We start from the raw sequence: 2,713 nt of genomic DNA on the forward strand, positions 1-2,713 counted from the left end.
CGGGCAACAACGACGCAATCTGCGCCCACTGCACATCGCTCAATTCATACCGTCTGGCTGCCACCCGCAGACCTCCGCGTTGAACACGGGAGCCTATGAATCAGCCTTCAGGCGATTTGGGAATCCTGAATGTCGATCGGTCCTAGTCGACAAGGCACTTGCATTGCGATGAAACCTAAAGCGCCCCAGCGATGCGGACGCCGCGTCTACCAGCCGCAACGCGACTTGTGTAGTCGCAAGGTCACGAGCACCCGCGAAGGGATCAAGAGCCTTCACCACCCGATCCTTGGGTCTGGAATTCTCTACCTTCGCGGTCGAGGGCCGATCTCAACATGATGGTCTATAGTCCGCAAATTCCGAGGCGCTCATTGATCGCCAGCGCTTGTCGATCTTGGGCGGGATTGGCAGGCGACAGCGAGGCCAGTCTGTCGACCTTCTGCAGCGTTATGGCATGGATCGTCGGAAACCATCCGAAGTTGACAAGCGGAAGCGAAACGAATATTGGATACAATTATGGTTTCGGATACGCAGAAGACGCAGGCTGAATCGACCACGGTCAAAATCAGGACGTTGATCCTGAACGGCACGCTGCAGCCCGGGCAGCCGCTGCGTCAGGAAGCATTGTCCGAACAGCTGAGCGTCAGCCGCACGCCGCTGCGGCACGCTCTCCAATCGCTTGCCGAAGAGGGATTGGTCGAGACGACCGGCTACAAAGGGGCTAGAGTCGCTGAGCTCGACCGGGGGATGATCGATGATCTGTTCGAGATGCGGCTGCTTTTAGAACCGCTGGCACTCCGGTCCGCCTTTCCGCAAATCACGAAGCTCGATCTTGCCAGGGCCGAGATGGCACTCGATGCCGCAGAAGCAGAAGACGAGCCGTCAAGGCTCTCGGCTCTGAATTGGGATTTTCACCACGCGCTCTACCGTCCGTCGAACCGGCAGACGCTGTTGCGAACCATCGAACAATTGAACAAGTCATCCGCTCTTGCCGAGGTGATCGCAAGCTCCATAATCGCCCGGCCGGAAAAGTCAGCGGCCGAACACCGAAAATTGCTCCAGGCTTGTCGGGACGGCAACGAGGCCGGCGCGATTGCAACATTGGGCGAGCATTTGCGGCTCGCCCATCGCGACATAAAAACAGGGGAAGACTGAAGATGCCCATCAAGAACAGGATCGCCGAATTTCACGAGGAAATGATCCGGTGGCGGCACCATCTTCACGCCAATCCTGAGCTTTCCTACCAGGAACATAAGACCGCCAGCTTCGTCGCGGAAAAGCTTCACTCCTACGGCATCCAAGTAACCGAAGGCATGGGTGGGACAGGCGTTGTCGGCGTGCTTTACGGTAGCCGCGAAAGTGGACGCTCCATTGGGCTAAGGGCTGATATGGACGCGCTCGCGATTGAAGAGCGCAATGATTTCCCGCATCGTTCAACGAATAGCGGCGTAATGCACGCCTGCGGTCACGACGGGCACACGGCGATGCTCCTCGGCGCCGCCCGCTATCTTGCCGAGACCCGGGATTTCTCCGGCCGCGTCGTTTTCGTCTTTCAGCCTGCTGAGGAGATGGGAGGCAACGATGGCGGTGCCGCCCGCATGATCCGTGAAGGGTTGTTCGAGAGTTTCCGCTGCGACGAAATTTATGGGTTGCACAACTGGCCCGGAATGGAGGTCGGAACCTTCGCTGTTAAGGCGGGCCCGATGATGGCGTCCGGCGATGCCTTCGAGATCGAGGTGAGGTCCACCGGAATGCATGCGGCACAGCCGCATAAGGGAGCCGATGTCGTCCTGACCGCCGGCCATATCCTCGTTGCGCTCCAGCAGATTTCCGCGCGAAACGTCGATCCTCTGGATGCGATCGTCGTCAGCGCCACGCAAATTCACGGCGGCGATGCCTATAATGTCTTGCCGAACACGATCACTATCCGGGGCACCGTGAGGGCGTTTTCTCCCACGGCGCGCGACGCAGCGGAATCGGCTGTTCGGCGGGTCGTCGAAGGTATCTGCATGTCGACCGGCGCGCTATGCAAGGTGTCCTATGTCCAGCAATATCCGACGCTCATCAACTCGGAGGCTGCTGCCCGGTCTGCGGAGATCGCAGGATCGGCGGTGTTCAACAGGATCGAAACAAACCCGCCGCAGACGATGATTGTCGAGGACTTTGCCTTCATGCTCGCGGACCGGCACGGATGCTACGGCTGGATCGGCAACGGGCCGGATGATAACGGCTGCATCCTTCATAGCGCGTGGTTCGATTTCAATGATGAAGCGCTTCCGTTTGGGGCTTCTTATTTTGCCTCACTCGTTGAGGCGAGGACATAACCAGTTTTTAGCTTGCCGGTCCTGATGGAGCCGACCCGTCAGCCCGCAGGGAGGGTGCATACAGAAGCGTACACCACGTTTAACTCAATTTCGCCCCTGAGGCCTAAGTGCCATTATGTCCTTCTTAAATAGCGTCACCTGTTTAGGATACCTTCTCCATAATAACAGGTTACGCCGCAAATTGTCCTTTCAACGGTTTAAGCCATCATGTGGGGTGCCGGCGGTTCGGGTCCTTCGAGGCGTCTAACTTAGTTGCCGCCTTTGCGGTTTCGGCTGCCAGGATCAGTCGGTATTTCACTGATTTTTAATTAAAGCCCCCCTAAATTAAGGGGTCCGTATGAAGATGGACTCGCCTGTTCCCTGTTGCAATGAATCTGCATGAAGCGGGAGCC

At 57.6% G+C, this 2,713-nt stretch carries 2 protein-coding genes; both read left to right on the forward strand.

Features of this window, described 5'->3' with window-relative positions; genetic code table 11:
- Positions 1-513 precede the first annotated feature (513 nt).
- Complete coding sequence (locus C5L10_RS33290) at positions 514-1,152, forward strand: GntR family transcriptional regulator (protein WP_105433204.1); 639 nt, start codon at positions 514-516, stop codon at positions 1,150-1,152.
- A gap of 2 nt (positions 1,153-1,154) precedes the next feature.
- Positions 1,155-2,321, forward strand: a complete 1,167-nt coding sequence (locus tag C5L10_RS33295; protein ID WP_105433205.1) for a M20 aminoacylase family protein — start codon at positions 1,155-1,157, stop codon at positions 2,319-2,321.
- Positions 2,322-2,713: the final 392 nt, after the last annotated feature.

The sequence above is a fragment of the Neorhizobium sp. T6_25 genome, assembly GCF_002968555.1.
Lineage (GTDB): Bacteria > Pseudomonadota > Alphaproteobacteria > Rhizobiales > Rhizobiaceae > Neorhizobium.

Bases quoted from the DNA above. Each gene is read 5' to 3' on its own strand.
- C5L10_RS33290 (WP_105433204.1), top strand. From the start codon at position 514: ATGGTTTCGGATACGCAGAAGACGCAGGCTGAATCGACCACGGTCAAA.
- C5L10_RS33295 (WP_105433205.1), top strand. From the start codon at position 1,155: ATGCCCATCAAGAACAGGATCGCCGAATTTCACGAGGAAATGATCCGG.